Raw genomic sequence first — 16,540 nt, 5'->3', positions numbered from 1 at the left:
ATCACGCTCCTACGAGGTTCTGTCCGCAGACCCGCAGCGTCAGACCGGAGGTCCCTCCGGCCGCCTGGGAGGCCAGGAAGGCGATGGTCTCCGCCACATCCTCCGGCAGGCCGCCCTGGTTGAGCGAGTTCAGCCGGCGGGCCACCTCACGGGTGACCAGCGGGATCTTCGCGGTCATCTCAGTCTCGATGAATCCCGGGGCCACAGCGTTGATGCTCCCGTGCCGGGCCTGCAGCTGATCCGAGGTGGCTGAGACCATGCCGATCACGCCCGACTTCGACGCCGCGTAGTTGGTCTGCCCGCGGTTTCCGGCGATGCCCGAGGTCGAGGCCAGAGACACGATCCGCGGTCCCACAGTGGCCTCGGCGCGGTTGAACAGCTCGGAGGCCAGGAAGGCCCGGTTCATCCGCAGCTGGGATTCGATGTTCACTGCGATCACCGAGTCCCAGCGGGAGGCGTCCATGTTGGCCAGCAGCTTGTCCCGGGTGATGCCGGCGTTGTGCACCACGATGTCCAGGCGCCCATAGTGCTGCTCGGCGTGGGTGAGGATGCGCTCCCCCGCGTCCTCGGCCGTGATGTCCAGCTGCAGGGCGGTCCCGGAGATCTCATTGGCCACCGCCGCCAGCTGCTCGCCGGCCGGCGGAATGTCCACGGCGATCACCTCAGCGCCATCGCGGTGCAGCGTCTCGGCGATGGCCGCACCGATGCCGCGGGCGGCACCGGTGACCACGGCCACCTGGCCCTGCAGCGGCTTGGACCAGTCCTCCGGCAGGGCGCCGTTGACGCTGCCCACGGTGATGAACTGACCGGAGACGAAGGCCGAGCGGCCCGAGAGCAGGAAGCGCAGCGCACCGGCGAACCCGGGGGCGGCGGCGTCGAGCTCGTTCTGCAGCACGATGCCGTTGGCCGTTCCGCCGGCCCGCATCTCATGGGCCAGCGAGCGGGTCAACCCCTCCACGCCCTTGCGGGCGGCACGCACGGCCGGATCCTCGGTCTCCTGCGGATCGCGGAAGACGGTGATGACCCGGGCTGAGGACTTCAGCTGCTTGAGCAGCCTACCCACGGCGAGCACCTCGGAGCTCAGCTGCTCCGGGGAGCTGGTCGTGTCGAAGGCGGCCACCACGGCCGCGGCCTCCTCACGGGACTCCAGGTGGCGCCGCACGTCCAAGTCCCAGCCCAGCATGACCTCGGCGATGCGGTCGGAGGCCTCGCTGTCTCCCACCACCACGACGGGACCCTCGATCAGCGGGGCGCCGGGGCGGTAGCGGCGCAGCTTGGCCGGCTGCGGCAGGCCCAGCGACTTGGTGAGCTTCCGGCCCAGACCGGTGTTGGCGAATTCGGTGTAGCTGTCCCTCATCGTCACCGTCCTTCGATGATCGCAGTGATGCCCTGTCCGCCGGCGGCGCAGACAGAGATGAAGCCGAGCTTTCCGGGCTTGCCGTGCAGCATCTTGGCCAGCGTGCCCACGATCCTCCCACCGGTGGCGGCGAAGGGGTGGCCGGCTGCCAGCGAGGAGCCGTTGACGTTGAGCTTGGACCGGTCGATCGGACCCATGGCGCCGTCGAGTCCGAGCTTATTGCGGCAGAAGTCCTCATCCTCCCAGGCCTTGATCTGGGCCAGCACCGTGGAGGCGAAGGCCTCGTGGATCTCGATGAACTCGAAGTCCTCGAAGGTGAGGTTGTTGCGGCGCAGCATCCGCGCGGCGGCATAGGCCGGAGCCATGAGCAGGCCTTCGGCGCCGTCGACGAAGTCCACAGCGCCCTCCTCGTAGTCCACGAAGTTGGCCAGCTTGGGCAGATCGTGCGCATCGGCCCACTCCTCCGAGCCCAGCAGGACCGCTGCCGCGCCGTCGGTCAGCGGAGTGGAGTTGGCCGCGGTCATCGTGGCCTCCTCCCCCAGGTCCCGGCCGAAGCTGGGCTTGAGCTTGGCCAGCTTCTCCATGCTGGAGTCCGGGCGCAGGTTGTTGTCCTTGGCCACGCCCTGGAAGGGGGTGATCAGATCGTCGAAGAATCCGGCGTCGTAGGCTGCGGCCAGGTTCTTATGGCTGGCCAGGGCGAGCTCATCCTGCTCCTGACGGGTGATGCCCCAGGCGTGGGCTGTCACGGCCATGTGATCGCCCATGGACAGACCGGTGCGCGGCTCGGCCACACCGGGGGCCTGCGGCACCAGGTGGCCCGGACGGATCTTGGCCAGAGCCTTCAGCCGCTGACCGGCAGTCTTGGCGCGGTTGGCCTCCATGAGGATGCCGCGCAGCTCATCGGTGACCACGATAGGTGCATCCGAGATGGAGTCCACGCCGCCGCCGACGGCGGAGTCGATCTGGCCCAGCTTGATCTTATTGGCGAGCGAGCCGATGGCCTCCATACCGGTGGCACAGGCCATCTGGACGTCATAGGCGGGCGTCTTGGGATCCAGCGGGGTGCCCAGCACCGACTCCCGCACCAGGTTGAAGTTCTTGGAGTGCTTCATCACCGCGCCGCCGGCGACTGTGCCCAGCTGTTCGCCCTGGAGGCCGAAGCGCGCGATCAGCCCGTTGAGCGCAGAGGTCAGCATGTCCTGGTTGGAAGCCTTCGCATAGGCGCCATGGGCCCGGACGAAAGGGATGCGATTTCCGCCGATGATGACGGCGTCGCGAGTGGTGGTCGGGGTGCTCACTGGTCACGCTCCTCAAGAGATCTGGGTGGCATTTGGCTTTTATTACTCACCAGTATCTAGACTACATGTGTGTCCCGTCACTCTAAAAGGAGCTGCCATGACTGAGAGCCTCACCGAAGAGACCACCACCGATGCCGCCGTGGACAAAGAGCTGCTCGAGAAGCTGCTGCTGGGCCGCTGGGCCGAGACGCGGCGCGTCTCCCGTGCCGTGGCCGCCGACCCGCAGTTCCACAAGGTCGAGGGCATCACCAAAGAAGATCACCGCGAGCGCGTCCTCAAGCAGCTCCACGGACTGGTCGAAGCCGGAGCCGTTCAGCGCGCCTTCCCCGAAGAGTTCGGCGGCCAGGACGCCCACGGAGCCAATATCGCTGCCTTCGAGGAGCTGGTCACCGCCGACCCCTCCCTCCAGATCAAGTCCGGCGTGCAATGGGGCCTCTTCGGAGCCGCCGTGCTGCACCTGGGCTCCGAAGAGCACCATGCACGCTTCCTGCCCGGGATCATGGATCTCAGCGTGCCCGGCGCCTTCGCCATGACGGAGATCGGCCACGGCTCCGATGTGGCGTCCCTGGGCACCACCGCCACCTATGATCCGACCACCGAGGAGTTTGTGCTCAACACGCCATTCCCGGCCGCCACCAAGCGATACCTCGGCAATGCCGCCGTGGACGCCAAGGACGCCGTGGTCTTCGCCCAGCTGATCACCCCGGGCGAGGAGGAGGGCCAAGCCCCCATCAACCGCGGCGTGCACGCCTTCTACTGCCACATCCGCGATGAACAGGGGAACCCGCTGCCCGGCGTCACCATCGGCGACGACGGCCAGAAGGGCGGCCTCAACGGTGTGGACAACGGCCAGTTCACCTTCGACAGCATCCGCATCCCGCGGACCTACCTGCTCAACCGGTACGGGGATGTGGCCGCCGACGGCACCTACACCTCCTCCATCGAATCCCCGGGCCGCCGGTTCTTCACCATGATCGGCACACTGGTCCAGGGCCGGGTCTCGCTGACCGGTGCCGCCCTAGCCGCCTCCAAACTGGGACTGATCGGTGCGATCACCTACGGCAACCAGCGCCGGCAGTTCAACGCCTCCTCCACCACAGAGGAGGAGGTGCTGATGGACTACCAGCTGCACCAGCGCCGTCTGATCCCCCGCCTGGCCACCACGCTGGCGGCCAGCTTCGCCCACGAGAAGCTGCTGACCAAACTGGACGACGTCTTCTCCGGCGCTGATGACTCGGATCAGAACCGGCAGGAACTGGAGACCCTGGCGGCGGCCATCAAACCGATCGCCACCTGGCACGCCTTGGACACACTGCAGGAGGCCCGCGAGGCCTGCGGCGGCGCCGGGTTCATGGCAGAGAACCGCTTCACCTCGCTGCGCGCAGACCTGGACATCTACGTCACCTTTGAGGGAGACAACAACGTCCTGCTGCAGCTGGTTGCCAAGCGGCTGCTCAGCGACTATGCCGCAGAGTTCAAGAACGCCGACGCCGGCGCCCTCTCCCGCTACGTGGCCACTCAGGCGCAGTCCACTGTGCTGCACCGCTTCGGCCTGCGCCGAGCCTTCCAGTCGGTGCAGGACACCGGTGATGAGCGGCGCAGCGCCAACTGGTTCAAGCAGCCCGATGTCCAGCGCGATCTGCTCACCGACCGGGTGCGCCAGATGGTGATCGACGCCGCCGGTGAGCTGCGAAGTGCGGCCAAGAAGCCTGCCGCTGAGCAGGCCGCCACCTTCAACGAGCACCAGTACGAGATCATCGGTGCGGCCAAGGCCCACGCGGATCTGCTGCTCTGGGAGGCCTTCACGGAGGCGCTGGAGGAGATCGAGGATCCCGGCACCAAGAAGGTCATGACCTGGCTGCGCGACATCTACGCGCTGAGCCGGATCGAGGAGACCCTGGACTGGTATCTGATCAACGGCCGCGTCTCCGCCCAGCGCGCCAAGACGCTGAGCCCATACATCAACCGACTGGTGGCCCGGGTGCGCCCCCACGCTCAGGACATCGTGGACGCCTTCGGCTACACCGATGAGCACATCCGCATGGAGGTGGCATCCGGGGCGGAGCGTGAGCGCCAGGAGGAGGCCATCGAGCACTACCGTCGGCTGCGGGCCTCCTCCTCGGCACCGGTGGACGAGAAGGTGCTGCTGAAGCAGAAGCGCTCGGGCAGCTGATCGCTGACCCCTTCAACGCCGGAATCGCTGGTCAGCCCCGCATCGGGTATCCACCTGATTGATATCATCAGCTCCACGATGAGACTCGAACAGGACCCGCGGGGCGAACCGGCGACGGCGCGCCTGAACTACACCACACACCGCCTGGGCCGAGCGCTGGACAGATTCTGCGAGAACCTGGCGCTGGCCCACGGTGTGACCCTGTCTCAGTTCCTGGTGCTCCAGGTCCTGGCTGAGGGGCTGCCGATGACCAATGCGCAGCTGGCACGGCGGACCTTCGTCAGCTCCCAGGCCGCCCATTCGGTCTGCAAGGAGCTCCTCGACGCCGGTCTGATCGAGCGCGGACGCCACCCCACCAACCAGCGCATGCGCCTGGTGCGCCTGACCGATGAGGGGTGGGAGCTCGTCCGGATGTGCCATCGGGAGCTCAAGGAGTATGAGGACCGGCTCGCCGCGGCCCTCCAGGAAGATACCCAGGAGCCCCTGACCGCCACGATGGACCGGGCAGCCGAGGCCCTGGCCGGAGGCTACTTCGGCGATGACGAGGCCGAGGCCGCCGCCATCGCCCGCCGGACCAGCCACAGCCGACCGCGGCAGGTCCCCACACGACTGGCGGCCGGCCGGCTGCGCGAGATCCAGGGACAGGACCTCAGCGACTGACCCTGCTGCGGAGGAACTCCGCGATCCGCTCCGGGATGCCCGCCGCCGCGCTGGAGCGCTGATCGGCGTTGTTCGCCCGTATCTCCAGCGCAGGGATACCGCTGCCCTCCAGCTCCTCTGTGATGAAGGCGGCACCCGGAGTGTCATCGGCCACCAGGTGCACCACCCCGTCCACTCCGTGGGAGAGCGCCTCCTTGGCGTACCACTGAGCCGACCAGGGCGGGACATAGAGCTGATCGGTGATCCCGGTGAAGCGGGCGGCCAGGGCGCGCAGCGGGTCCTCTCCATACCGGATATAGCCGTCGGCCGCGATGGCCAGGTACATGGACCAGACGAAGACCGCCCCGTGGCTCTGCTGGAACCGCGAGTAGAGGTCCAGATCCGACCAGAGCCCGCGCCCGATCCACATCAGCCGCAGCCTCTCCTCGGCGGAACCTGTCTCCGGCCCGGGCGCGGCGGCGGCCGACTCCACCCGCTCACGCACCTCCTCATAGAGGCTGCGCGCCGCATCCACCGCCCACCGGGTGCCGCGATGCCACTGCGGGATCATCACCGCGGGGATGACATCGCGGACGGGCACCGGGCACGGGCGGCAGGAGGCGATGAGGTCCCGGGTCCGCCGATTCCACTCCGCCTGCTCATTGGAGAGGCGCATGATCTCGGCCAGCCGCTGCCGGTCCAGCCGCCTGCCGGTCCGCTCCTCCAACCAGGCGGTGAGCTCGAGGATCTCCGCCTGGAGCAGATCGATCCGCTCAGCGCCGAAGGCCTCCTCCCACCTGTGGGGCACCAGCTCCCACCAGCGGTCCGGGACGGGATCGGCGGCGGTGCGGGAGAGCAGGAACACCTCGGTCTCCCCCGCAGCGCCCGAACCTGTGCTCCACTGTTCGAAGACCTTCTGGGTGACATCGCCGTGCCGCTCCGCCACCGCGAAGGCCGGACGGGGCAGCCCTCCCCAGGGACGACGATCCTCAGGCAGGAGCTGCTCCCCCAGAGGCATGGCGTCATACTGCAGGCTCTGATCGGGAAGCCCCCGGCTGCGCAGCGCCTCCAGCGACTCGGCCCCTCGGCGCTTGGCCGCGATGATCGAGGCCCACCACTGATTGACTACATAGGGGATGTCCAGCGCCCGGAAGATCTCATGCGGCACATCGGCGTTGACCAGGGCGATGGGGGCACCCTCTGCGGCCTGGGTGCGCAGCTGCTGGAACCACTGCTTCTGGTGCTCCACGGCTCGGGCCGCCGCCCGGATGCGGTCCTCAGACATGGCTGGCCTCACGGATTCCACGTGCCTCTGCGAGCGCCTGCTCCGCGGCAGTCCTCTCCTGGCCGGGCCGGATGCCCGAGACCATGGCCCAGGCGACTCCCTGCTGCGCCGCCTGCTCCTGCTGGGCGGCGGCGTCCCAGAGCGGGGCCTCATCATAGAGGCGGACCAGAGAGAGCACCTGTTCAACGGAGGCGGCATGCAGCTCTCGGCCCAGATGCTGCGCCCGGCTGCGACTGGAGGCCCGCGCCGCCCGTGGCGCTCTGTCCGCATGCCTGCCGGCGAGCGCCCAGACGATCTCCTCCACCTCTGCTCCGTAGGCCGCCTCACCCAGCCAGGAGGAGTCGCCGCCGTCGTGGTCTTCTCCGATCACCAGTGCTCCCCTCTCCTCCAGGAGGCTGATGATGGAGCCTTCGGGGTCCTCGCTGCCGGTCAGGTAGGTACGCACCCCGGGCAGGGTCCCGTCGGCGCCTGCCTGGTCCGCCCCGGCGGCCTCGATGACGGCGAGCGCCTGCTCCACCGGCTGCCGGGCCGCGGCACGGTAGGCCGCGGCCGCTGCCGTCCCGGAGCAGCTGCCCTGCCGGCGTCGGGCTCTCATCTGCTGCAGTGCGCGCCCGAGCGCCTCTTCCTGCTCAGCGGCTTCCTGGAGCCGGCGCCGATCTGCTCGGACACCGGTGACGCTCTCCAGGAACCCGACCAGCCGGGCGTACTGTGCGGCGACGAACCTCTGCCGGGCCGCGGCAGTTCCCGGGGCGCTCTCCCCGGAGGCGGGGGCGTCGAGGAGGTGCACCGGGATGCTCAGCCGCCCCCGCGCGGAGAGCATCCGCAGCACATAGAACAGGCGCAGCGTGGCGGCAGAGTCGTTGCACAGGATCACCCCTGCCAGATGGTCGTGCTCCCCGCCCAGGAGCTGGGCGAGCAGGGTCGCGGCCGGAGCGTCCACGGCCCCGAGCAGCTCGAGGGCCTCCTCCCCCGTCCCTGCGGGCAGAGCCCCGGCCTGCGGAGACCAGCTCCCGAAGAGCCGGAGGGGCAGCGCCCCCGCGGCCAGGATGATCTGCCGCGGAGCGTCGGCCCCGATCACTCCCACGGCGCCGGTCATCACAGCACCCCGGCGGCGCGCAGCCCGGTGATCTGCTCGGCTGAGTAGCCCAGGGACTGCAGGACGGCCTCGGTGTGCTGCCCCAGGTGGGCGGCGGGCACATCGGTGGTGGTGCGGCTGTGTGAGAACCGGATGGGCACCCCGGAGCCGTAGAGGCCCTCGAAGTGGCCGTGCTGCGGATGGTGCAGCGGGACAACCTCGCCGCGCTCGTGCACGGAAGGGTCTCTGACCGCCTCCGCGGTGGAGCGGACCTCGGCGGAGGGGACCTGCTCACGGTTGAGCGCCTCCAGTGCCTGGGACAGGGACTGTTCGGCCGCCCATCCGGCGATGAGCCCGTGCAGCCGTTCCGCATTGGCCACTCGGGCATCTCGGGTGGAGAAGTCCTCGGCGCCCAGCAGGTCGTCCCTACCGATGGCTCGCAGCACTCCTGCGGCGAACTGGTCGGTGGGCGCGCAGATCGCGAACCAACCGTCCCGGGTGTGGAAGGTGCCGAAGGGCGCCAGGCGCGGGACGTAGGCGCCGGTGCGCAGGGGAAGCCCCACAGTCTCCAGGGCGTCGAAGGGTTCGCAGGCCACCAGCGAGGTCAGGGCTCCGAGCATGGAGACATCGACATGCTGCCCCTCCCCGGTCTCCTCGGCATGCAGCAGCGCGCCCAGGGTCCCGATGACAGCGAAGAGCGGGGCGACCAGGTCACCCACGGGCAGCCCGAAGCGCACCGGCGGGTCCCCGGGCTCCCCGGCGGTCATCATCACGCCGCTGAGCGCCTGAACGATGGTGTCCATGGCCTTGCGGTCCTGATTGTCAGCACCGGCGCCGAATCCGCTGATGGAAGTGTAGACCAGCCGCGGGTTCTCCCGGCGCAGCGACTCGTAGTCGATGCCCAGGCGTGCGGTGACCCCTGAGCTGTAGTTCTCCACCAGGACATCGGCCTCGCGGATCAGGTCCACCAGGATCTGCCGGCTCTCCGGGCGCTTGAGGTTCAGCGTGATCGACTCCTTGCCGCGGCCGCGCAGCAGCATGGAGACCGACATGTCCTCCGGGGCGCTGCGCCGGACGCTGAGCCCCTCCGCGGTCACATAGGGAGAGTTGTTCCGCGACGAGTCGCCCTGCCGCTCAGGATTCTCCACCTTGATCACCCGGGCGCCCAGGCCCGAGAGCAGAAACGTGGCATAGGGCCCCGCCAATGCACTGGTGAGGTCGATGACGGTCTTGCCTTCCAACGGTGCAGCCTTCACGCTGTCCCTCCTTCGAGTTCAATGCGGAGCCGGTCGCCGTCCCAGCTCAGCGCAGTGTCCAGCCCGGCCTCCGCAGTGATTTGCCGGATATACGACGCCGTCTCCTCCGCTGAGCGCCCACGGGTCAGCGGCACCGGACGGGCTTGCTGATCGATGCGGCACAGGATCAGTCCTGCCCCGACCACGGCTCCGGCCCGGATCTCGAGGGCGGCGATGCCGGTGTGCCGACTCTCCGGGTGGAAGGGATAGTCCGGCATGGACGGGTCTGGGACGAAGCCGAAGAGTCTCTGCCGCTCATCGGTCCAGCGGCGCTGTTCGGCCGAGGTGGTCTCGGCTCCGGTCAGCGCCGAGGTGACGGTGACGAAGTTTCCCAGCCCGTGGAAGATGGGCCGGCCTCGGTAGACCTCGATGCCTTTGAAGATATGGGCGTGATGGGAGATGACCGCGGCCGCGCCGGCGTCGAGGGCCGCATAGGCGATCTCGTACTCATAGTCGGCGATCTGCGCCCGCTGGTGGACCAGCCCCTTATGCAGAGCCACCACCAGCACCGGAGCCTCAGGTCCGTTGTGATAAGCCTCGGAGACTCTCTGGATGAAGCTCCGCAACGAGGCCGGCTCGGCGAAGGTGTAGACCGCAGGAGGTCCTCCGGGATTCGCCCCGCGGGGCTCATAGTGGGTGATGACCTGCACAGAGGCCGCGCCGGGCTTCTGGGTCCCTGCCGCGGACTCCGGAGGTCCCACGCAGTTCACGCTGATCACCCGCACTGTGCCCTCAGGGGTCTGCACCTCCGCAGGCTCGCAGGCCTGCTCGAGGTCCTCCCCTGCGCCGGTGACGGCCATCCCGCGGTCCAGGCAGTGCCGGCGGGTGTCAGATATCCCGACGCCGCCGAAGTCGGCCACATGGTTGCCCGCCAGGGTCAGGATGTCGAAGCCGGCCTCGGCCACTGCATCCAGCGCGGCGGGAGCGGCTGCGGCGGCCGGGACATCGGAGGAGGAGCTCTGCCGGTGCTCGGTATGAGGAACCTCCAGATGCCCCACCAGGACATCGGCCTGGTCCAGGGCTGTGCGAGCCTCGTCGAACAGCTCGGTGCAGTCCTCACGTTCGAGGACCAGGTCTCCTGTTGCGCAGAGCAGCGTCATGACCGCTCCTGACCGCTGCCGCCGTGGCTGCGGGGCAGGAAGGCCTGCAGCCGCTCGGAGCGCGGATCGGTGAAGAACTCCTCCGGCGGACGGTCTTCGATCAGCCGCCCATCGGCCATGAACACACAGCGATCAGCCACCTCACGGGCGAACTCCAGCTCATGGGTCACCACGATCATGGTCCGGTTCCCGGCGGCCAGATCCTTGATGGTCTGCAGGACCTCTCCGATCAGCTCGGGATCCAGGGCGCTGGTGGGCTCGTCGAAGAGCAGCACCCTGGGGTCCACGGCCACGGCCCGGGCGATGGCCACCCGCTGCTGCTGGCCTCCGGAGAGGTGCCGAGGGTAGGCCAAGACCTTCTCCGCCAGACCCACCCGCTCCAGCAGCTGCACCGCCTTCTGCCGCGCCTGGTCCCTGCTCAGCCCGTGCACCTGGACCGGCGCCTCCATGACATTGCGCAGCACCGTCCAATGCGGGAAGAGGTTGAACTGCTGGAAGACCATGCTCATCAGCCGGCGCTGATCCCGGCGTCCGCGCTCGCTGAGCGGCCGCAGCCCGCCGGGGGTCTGCTCATAGCCCAGCAGCTCGCCGTCGAGGAAGACCGCGCCGCCGTCGATCTCCTCAAGCTGGTCGATGCAGCGCACCAAGGTGGACTTTCCCGAGCCCGACGGGCCGAGCACGGCCACCACCTCTCCGGGGCGGACCTGGAGGTCCACACCGTCCAGGGCGGGGACCCCGCCGTAGACCTTCCGGAGGTTCTGCACTTCGATGACCGGCCGCAGGGTCTCCTGGACGGCGTCGGTGCTGACATCGTGGGCTGCTGCACTCATGTGGTGCTCTCCTTCCCTGAGACGGCCCGGACTCTGCTCTGTGCGTCGCCGCGGCCGAAGTGCTCCTCGATGCGGCGCTGGACCAGGGTCAGCAGGGTGACCACCACCAGGTACCAGATCACGGCCACCAGCAGCATCGGGACCACATCATAGGTGCGGTTGTAGATGACCTGGACGGCGTGGAGCAGGTCCCCCATGGCGATCACGCTGACCAGCGAGGTGCCCTTGAGCAGGGCGATGATCTGCGAGCCCGAGGGCGGGATGATGACCCGCATGGCCTGGGGCAGCACGATCCTGCTGAAGGTGTTCCACCGGCTGAAGCCCATGGCGGAGGCGGCGTCGTGCTGTCCGCGGTCAACCGACAGCAGTCCGGCACGGATGATCTCTGCCATATAGGCCGACTGGTGCAGGGACAGCCCGATGACGGCAGCGGTCAGCGGAGTGATCAGGTCGTTGGTGGACCAGCCCACCACTTCGCGGTCACCCGGCAGGGTTACCGAGATCCGCGGCAGCAGATAGGCCAGGTTGTACCAGAAGATCAGCTGAACCAGCGGCGGGACTCCGCGGAAGAAGCCCACGAAGATGATGCAGGCCCAGCGGTAGGGCCAGTAGTCGCTGAGCTGACCGGCGGCCAGCACGACGCCGAGCATGGTCCCCAGCGTCATCGCGGTCACCGTCAGGAACAGGCTCATCATCAGGCCAAGCAGCACGCTGGGGTTGAAGAGGTACTCCCAGACCACCGGCCATTCGAAGCGCTCGTTGGTGATCACGAACCACAGCACCCCCAGGGTGATGAGGCTGAGGACCACTGTGCCGAGGATCCGGGACCAGGAGACGCGTCCGCGCGCCTGGGAGACGTCGATCTGCTCGGAGCTCTGCTGCGTCATCAGGCTCATCCGCTGCCTCACCCCTCCTCATAGGGGTTGAGCACGGGCTCCTCCACGGCGGTGTCCATGATGTCCCAGTCGGTCATGACCTCCTCATAGTCGCCGTTGGCGAAGATCTCCTCGAAGGCGGCGAACATCACCTCGGCCAGCCCGGAGTCCTTGGGGATGAACATGGCCAGCTGATCCACACCCGCGCCCTGCTCGTCGGACTGGGCGATGTACTCGTAGTCCCCGGGGCTCTCCGCCTGGATGTCGATGGCCGCGGCCTGGGTGGTCCCGGCGAAGTCCGCTCGGTCCGAGTTGATGGCCAGGACCGTGGCGTTGGTGTCCTCCAGCCCGATGTACTCTGGGGCCTCCAGACCCTCCTGCTCGCACCATTCGGTGTAGAGCTCGAGCTGGCTCTCGGTCACCGAGCCGCTGACTCCGGCCACCCGGGCGCCGCAGAGTGCCTCCGGATCACCGAGATCCTCCTCCCGCTCGGTCAGATAGAGGTAGGAGGTGCGGGTGGTCATCCAGACGATGGTGTCGAAGTCCTCCTGGCGCTCCGGCGTCACACGCACCGGACCGTTGAAGGCGTCGAAGCGCCCGGAGAGCATCCCGGTGAGCATGGCGTCCAGACCGGAGGTGGTCTCCGGCTCGAAGGGCACGCCCAGCTGTTCGGAGAGGGCGGCCTGCAGGTCCGGGTCGATGCCGGTGATGTCTCCGGATTCCTCGATGGTCCGATAGGGCGGATGGGTGTCCATGGCGATGGTGATCCGGCCTGCCTCCGTGATCTCCTCGGGAAGCTCGTCGTAGAGCGGAGCATCTTCGTCGAGGCTCTGCTCCGGCGCGCCTTCGCCCTCAGTGCCGTCTGCCGAACAGGCGACCAGCGCTCCCACTGCCGCCACGCTCACTGCGGTCGCAGCTCTTCTGTTGAATGTCATGCCACCCTCCCTGGCTGGTGATACAGATCACATCCGTGCTGGGTTCTCGCAGAGTATCATCCAGATTGATATTTTCAAGGGGTGTTCTCAGCGGCCCGCCGGGCCCACGTCTTGGTGCTCCAGCCCGACTGGGGGTTGAATGGTGGAATGGCAGTGACCGGCACAGACGCATCGACCCGCGAGGACTCCCCCTTCCCCGGCGCCCATCGTGAGAACCTCACCCGCGAGGAAGCCTCCCAGCGCTCTGCCCACCTCGAGGTGGAGCGCTATGAGGTCCACGTGGATCTCTCCGGCGCTGCAGAACAAGGAGCAGCCACCTACCCGGTGACCACACGGGTCAGCTTCGAGGCCCGGGCGGGCGAGTCCACCTTCCTGGACTACCTGGGAGACTCCGTCCAGCAGGTGGTGCTCAACGGGGAGGAGCTTGACCTCGCTGAGGAGGTGGGGACCGCGCGCATCCGACTGCGGAACCTGCAGGAGCAGAACACGGCGGAGATCCGGTCCACCTCGCGCTACTCCCGCTCCGGAGAGGGCATGCACCGGTTCACCGATCCCTCCGACGGGCAGGTGTACCTCTACACCCAGTACGAGCCGGCCGATTCCCGGCGGGTCTTCCCCGTCTTCGAACAGCCTGATCTGAAGGCACGCTTCCGCTTCTCGATCACCGGGCCGGAGTCCTGGCAGTTGCGCTCCAACAGCCCCGAGGTCACCCGCGAGCCGGCCGGAGCAGGTCTGGTCACTGTCCGCTTCGCCGAGACCGAACCGATGAGCTCCTACATCACCACGCTGCTGGCCGGGCCGTATCACCTGGTGGAGGAGAGCTGGCGGGACATCGATCTGGGGGTGCTCTGCCGCGCCTCCCTGGCCCGGCATCTCGACGCCGAGGAGATCCTCACCGTCACCGCACAGGGCCTGGAGTTCTTCCATGAGGAGTTCTCCTACGGATACCCATGGGGCCGCGGCACTGGTGGGCGGGCCAAATACGACCAGGTCTTCGTGCCCGAGTACAACCTCGGCGCCATGGAGAATCCGGGACTGGTCACCTTCACCGAGAAGTATGTCTTCGACACTGCCGCCACCGACGCTCAGCACGAGGGCCGCGCCACCACGATCATGCATGAGATGGCCCATATGTGGTTCGGCGATCTGGTCACCATGCACTGGTGGGACGATCTGTGGCTCAAGGAGTCCTTCGCCGACTATATGGGCACGCTGGCCGTGGACGAGGCCACCGGGTGGTCGACGTCGTGGGTCTCCTTCGCCAACGGACGCAAAGCCTGGGCCTATGTCCAGGACCAGCTGCCCACCACCCACCCGATCGTCGCCGACATCGAGGACCTGGAGGCGGCTGACCAGAACTTCGACGGCATCACCTACGCCAAGGGCGCCAGCGTGCTCAAGCAGCTGGCCGCCTACGCCGGCAGGGAGGCCTTCCGCGAAGCGTCCCGGCAGTACTTCCGCCGCCATGCCTTCGGCAATGCCTCTCTGCGCGACTTCCTGGACGTCCTTGCGGAGGTCACCGGCAAGGACATGCAGGCCTGGGCCCAGAGCTGGCTGCAGACCGCGGGGCTGCCTGAGCTCAGCGCGGAGATCTCGGAAGGCGCCGTCTGGGTCCGGGAGTCTGGGATCGACCCGGTGGACGGCAGCCCGGTGCACCGGCCTCATGTGATCGGACTCGGCGTCTACAGCCTCACCGAGCAGGGCACGCTGGCCCTGGAGACCTCCCTGCCGATGCAGATCCCGGCCGAGGCCGCCGGGGAGCCCATCCGGGTCACCTCTGTGCCGCAGGACGGTCAGCCGCGCCTGATCCTGCCCAATGAGCAGGACCTCACCTATGCCAAGCTGCGCCTGGACCCCGGCTCTGTGGCGGCCGCACTGCGCTTCCCCATGGAGGACCCGCTGGGCCGTGCCACCGTCTGGGCCGCGCTGTGGTCGATGGTCCGCGACGGCGAGCTGCCGGCCTCCCGCTTCCTGGATGCGGTGATGGACCACGGCCTGCAAGTGGCGGAGATCGGCGTGGTGCAGTCTCTGCTGCGTCAGGCTGACCGGGCGCTCGAGCTCTACACGCCGGTGGAGCAGCGCGAGGAGCTGCAGCTGCGCTTCGCATCCCGGCTGGCTCACTACCTGACCGAGACGGACGGGGCAGCCGCTCGGCAGGACCATCAGCGGGCCGCAGCCCGCGTGCTGGGATCCCTCTCCCGGCGCCACGGCAGCCAGTTGCATCTGCTCTCCTCGCTGCTGGACGGCGGAGGTCCCGACGCCGGCATCGCCCGCCTGGCGATGGACGAGGAGCTGCGCTGGTCCTTCCTGCAGGCCCTGGCGGCGCACGGCCGACTGAGCCTGCGGCAGCTGGACACGGAGCTGGCCTCACGGGACACGGCCCGAGGGCGGATCGCCCACCGCCTGGCCGCAGCCGCCTTCCCGGAGAAGAAGGGCAAGGAGCGTGCCTTCGCGCAGGCGATCAGCGGCACCGATGAGCATGGTCAGGAGCTCTCCAACGATCACCTGACGGCAGTGGTCTCAGGCTTCACCACGGACACGGCTGACCTCACGCCGGCCTACACGAGCGCCTACTTCGACGCCCTGGAGGCCACCTGGTCACATATGACTCAGGGCCAGGCCACCCGTGTGGTCGAGGGGCTCTTCCCGCAGGCCCAGGGCCTCTCCCCGGGCCAGAGGCCCGAGGAGCACCCCACCGCCGCGCTCACCCAGCGCTGGCTGGACACACACACCGAGGCCCCCGCCGCCCTGCGCCGCATCATCCTCGAAGAGCAGGACCACCTCCTCCGAGCCCTCCGAGCCCAACACAACGCGCGGTGAGGAATCGCCGCTACTGCAGCTCAGTAGAGTGCACCAGCTCCTCAGCTTCCTCATCGTCGCGCACCTGACGCTTCGCACGGCGCCGGTCGTTGAGCAGGCAGAGCACGATCGCGACGCCGAACAGCAGGCACAGCGGCAGTCCGATGAAGATCATGCTGACGACTTCCGGGGCGGCGATGGCGGAGAGGATGGCGATGAGCATGACCACCCAGCGCCAGGCGCGGAGCACCTGCTTGCCGCTGACGAGTCCCATCATGTTGACCCCGACCAGGACCACGGGCAGCACCATGGCGATGCCGAAGGCCAGGAAGATGTGCAGCACGAAGCTGAAGTAGACGTCAGGGGCGATGAAGTTGGAGGTGCCTTCGGGGTTCAGAGCGAAGAAGAAGCCGATGGCCCGCGGGAGCACCGTGTAGGCCAGGGCGATGCCGGCGAGGAACAGCGGGACCGAGGCGGCGATGAAGCCCACGGCGTAGCGCTTCTCAGTCTTCTTCAGCCCGGGCATGATGAAGGCCCAGATCTGGTAGAGCCAGAGGGGAGAGGAGACGACGATCCCGACGAACAGCGAGATCCGGATCATCAGATCCAGCGGCTGTCCGACGGTGTTGAAGGCGATCTCCGCGGCGCGGTCGGTGCCGCCGAACTCCAGCACCGGTGCGGCAAGGAGGCGGAAGAGCGTGTCGTAGATGAAGAAGCCTGCCACCGCACCGAGCAGGACGCCCAGTGCGGCGATGAAGACGCGGTTGCGCAACTCGCGCAGGTGTTCCGCCAGGGACATGGTCCCTTCGGGGTCCCTGCGCTTGCGCCGCTTGGTCTTGTTCTTCGCAGGCTCGTCGTGGCGCGCTGCGGCCATGGGGC

The 16,540-nt window shown here is 68.1% G+C and carries 13 protein-coding genes; 3 read left to right on the top strand and 10 right to left on the bottom strand.

The window, feature by feature from the left end:
- Position 1: 1 nt before the first annotated feature.
- Entirely contained in the window at positions 2–1,357 is a 1,356-nt protein-coding gene (locus IEW85_RS03685) for a 3-oxoacyl-ACP reductase (RefSeq protein WP_188682770.1), read from the bottom strand.
- A 2-nt stretch (positions 1,358–1,359) separates the two neighbouring features.
- A complete protein-coding gene (locus tag IEW85_RS03680; RefSeq protein WP_188682769.1) occupies positions 1,360–2,655 on the bottom strand; it encodes an acetyl-CoA C-acetyltransferase in 1,296 nt (431 codons plus the stop codon).
- Positions 2,656–2,752: 97 nt separating this feature from the next.
- On the opposite strand from IEW85_RS03680, the gene IEW85_RS03675 reads away from it, so the two are divergent.
- Together IEW85_RS03675 and IEW85_RS03670 are read left to right on the top strand one after the other, a co-directional pair.
- A complete protein-coding gene (locus tag IEW85_RS03675) occupies positions 2,753–4,828 on the top strand; it encodes an acyl-CoA dehydrogenase family protein (RefSeq protein WP_188682768.1) in 2,076 nt (691 codons plus the stop codon).
- Between the two features lie 78 nt (positions 4,829–4,906).
- Positions 4,907–5,488: a MarR family winged helix-turn-helix transcriptional regulator gene (locus IEW85_RS03670; protein ID WP_188682767.1), complete on the top strand. Its 582-nt coding sequence runs from the start codon at positions 4,907–4,909 to the stop codon at positions 5,486–5,488.
- On the opposite strand, the gene IEW85_RS03665 is transcribed toward IEW85_RS03670, so the two are convergent.
- Genes IEW85_RS03665 through IEW85_RS03635 form a run of 7 tightly spaced genes read right to left on the bottom strand, consistent with a single transcriptional unit; the run spans position 5,478 to position 12,862 of the window.
- A complete protein-coding gene (locus IEW85_RS03665; protein ID WP_188682766.1) occupies positions 5,478–6,752 on the bottom strand; it encodes a 2-hydroxyacyl-CoA dehydratase family protein in 1,275 nt (424 codons plus the stop codon). The two genes, IEW85_RS03670 and IEW85_RS03665, sit on opposite strands and share 11 nt — an antisense overlap.
- On the bottom strand, positions 6,745–7,848 hold the full coding sequence (locus IEW85_RS03660) for a 2-hydroxyacyl-CoA dehydratase family protein (RefSeq protein WP_188682765.1): 1,104 nt from the start codon (positions 7,846–7,848) through the stop codon (positions 6,745–6,747). Before IEW85_RS03660 ends, IEW85_RS03665 begins: the two co-directional genes overlap by 8 nt.
- Positions 7,848–9,083, bottom strand: a complete 1,236-nt coding sequence (locus IEW85_RS03655) for a CaiB/BaiF CoA transferase family protein (protein WP_188682763.1) — start codon at positions 9,081–9,083, stop codon at positions 7,848–7,850. The genes IEW85_RS03660 and IEW85_RS03655 overlap by 1 nt, the downstream gene beginning before the upstream one ends.
- Entirely contained in the window at positions 9,080–10,222 is a 1,143-nt protein-coding gene (locus tag IEW85_RS03650) for a CapA family protein (protein WP_188682761.1), read from the bottom strand. Before IEW85_RS03650 ends, IEW85_RS03655 begins: the two co-directional genes overlap by 4 nt.
- Positions 10,219–11,052, bottom strand: a complete 834-nt coding sequence (locus tag IEW85_RS03645) for an amino acid ABC transporter ATP-binding protein (protein WP_188682760.1) — start codon at positions 11,050–11,052, stop codon at positions 10,219–10,221. Before IEW85_RS03645 ends, IEW85_RS03650 begins: the two co-directional genes overlap by 4 nt.
- Positions 11,049–11,948: an amino acid ABC transporter permease gene (locus IEW85_RS03640; RefSeq protein WP_229658759.1), complete on the bottom strand. Its 900-nt coding sequence runs from the start codon at positions 11,946–11,948 to the stop codon at positions 11,049–11,051. Before IEW85_RS03640 ends, IEW85_RS03645 begins: the two co-directional genes overlap by 4 nt.
- Before the next feature lie 8 nt (positions 11,949–11,956).
- On the bottom strand, positions 11,957–12,862 hold the full coding sequence (locus IEW85_RS03635; RefSeq protein WP_188682758.1) for a transporter substrate-binding domain-containing protein: 906 nt from the start codon (positions 12,860–12,862) through the stop codon (positions 11,957–11,959).
- A gap of 147 nt (positions 12,863–13,009) precedes the next feature.
- Between IEW85_RS03635 and pepN the strand changes: the two genes are divergently transcribed.
- The gene (gene pepN / locus IEW85_RS03630; protein ID WP_188682757.1) at positions 13,010–15,682 is read left to right on the top strand and encodes an aminopeptidase N; all 2,673 of its coding nucleotides are present in this window, start codon (positions 13,010–13,012) and stop codon (positions 15,680–15,682) included.
- A 10-nt stretch (positions 15,683–15,692) separates the two neighbouring features.
- Here the strand turns inward: pepN and tatC are convergent, their stop codons facing one another.
- Entirely contained in the window at positions 15,693–16,535 is an 843-nt protein-coding gene (gene tatC / locus IEW85_RS03625; RefSeq protein WP_229658757.1) for a twin-arginine translocase subunit TatC, read from the bottom strand.
- Between the last annotated feature and the right edge of the window lie 5 nt (positions 16,536–16,540).

Origin of the sequence: Nesterenkonia cremea (genome assembly GCF_014642675.1) — a bacterium.
In the GTDB taxonomy this organism is placed as follows: domain Bacteria; phylum Actinomycetota; class Actinomycetes; order Actinomycetales; family Micrococcaceae; genus Nesterenkonia; species Nesterenkonia cremea.
Note: the sequence above shows the minus strand (reverse complement) of the source record. Positions and strands in the feature narration are given on the sequence as shown.